The following is a 1,316-nucleotide window of genomic DNA, read 5'->3' on the forward strand; positions in this document are numbered from 1 at the left end:
AAGGAGATGGCATGAATGATTTGTGATCGGCCTTGGTGCTCGGCGTCGTGGCGTTTGCTACGGTGTTGGGCGAGGCGGATAGGTTGCAGGCTGGATCGGCATCTTAGGGCTTTGGACCCTGTAAAGGAGATTACCCGCCGCCTGCCGCCGAACGACCAGCTTGAGGCCCGACTTGCGTCGGTGACCTCGTATAGGAGTTTGGCCGGGCCGTTCACACCCGCCCTTTGCCTGGGTGGGTTCCGCCTCACCCAACGAGCGGGAGAATAGCCATGTCTTATATCGGAGTCGACCTTCATCAAAACAGCATCACGGTGTGCCGACGCGAGGCGGACGGCACGGAAGCTTTCGAGACCTTGACCCTGTCGCCTGGCGATATGGATCGCTTTTGCGGCAGCCTCGACGCCGATGACGAAGTGGCGATCGAGGCGACCGGCAACAGCGCCTGGTTCCGTGACCAGATCTTGCCCTGTGTGGGCCGGGTGGTGGTGGTCAACCCCAGTCAGTTCAAGGTGATCAGGAAGTCGGTAAAGAAGACCGATAAGAACGACGCAGCGGCGCTCGCGCTGTTCCTGGAGAAGGACATGCTGCCCGAAACGCGGGTGAAGACGAGCGCCGAGACCGAACTGGCTTCGCTGGCGCACACCCGCGATCTGCTGGTCAAGCAGCGCACCCGGCTCTTGAACAAGATCCACGCGCTGCATGTCGGCAAGGGGCTCAAGCTGAAAAAGGAAAGCCTCGGCTCGAAGCGGGGGCTCGCCGCGATCGACATGGCCCTGTTCTCGCCTTGCGAGCAGGTCGAGATCACGGTGCTGCGTGAGACCGCGCTGTCCCTGACTGCAAGCCTCAAGCAGCTCGACACCGAGATCGAAAAGCACGCCTCGGCGCTCACCGGCTATGAGGGGATCGTCTCGATCAAGGGCGTGGGCCCACGCTCAGCCGCCGTGCTGCTCGCGGCTATCGGTAACGTCCACGACTTCGAAAGCGCCGACAAGCTCGCCGCCTACTTCGGCATGGTGCCGCGCGTTGCCCAGTCGAACGAGACCGACCACCGCGGCCGGATCACCAAGCGCGGCAACAAGCTGGCGCGCACCACCCTCGTCCAGTGCAGCCTCGTCGCAACGCGCTACTCGCCATATCTCAAGAGCTTCCACGAGCGCATCCGCCAGCGGCGCGGCACCGGAAAGGCCATAATCGCCACCGCCCGAAAGCTGCTCTCCATCATCTACGATACCCTGAAAAACGGATGGGTGTTCAGTGACTTCACAACCTTCAGCCGCAGTGAACCATCACTTGCTGCTGGACAATCATCATAGGAG

Annotated in this window: 1 protein-coding gene; it reads left to right on the forward strand. The window is 61.9% G+C overall.

Going from position 1 to position 1,316, the window contains the following annotated elements; translation table 11 throughout:
* The first annotated feature begins 269 nt into the window (after positions 1–269).
* Complete coding sequence (locus AX724_RS15470; RefSeq protein ID WP_066768003.1) at positions 270–1,313, forward strand: IS110 family transposase; 1,044 nt, start codon at positions 270–272, stop codon at positions 1,311–1,313.
* The last annotated feature ends 3 nt before the right edge of the window (positions 1,314–1,316 follow it).

This window comes from Sphingobium sp. CCH11-B1, from assembly GCF_001556865.1.
In the GTDB taxonomy this organism is placed as follows: domain Bacteria; phylum Pseudomonadota; class Alphaproteobacteria; order Sphingomonadales; family Sphingomonadaceae; genus Sphingobium.

Excerpts from the sequence above, each read along its gene's own strand:
- AX724_RS15470 (WP_066768003.1), top strand. The coding sequence starts at position 270 with ATGTCTTATATCGGAGTCGACCTTCATCAAAACAGCATCACGGTGTGC.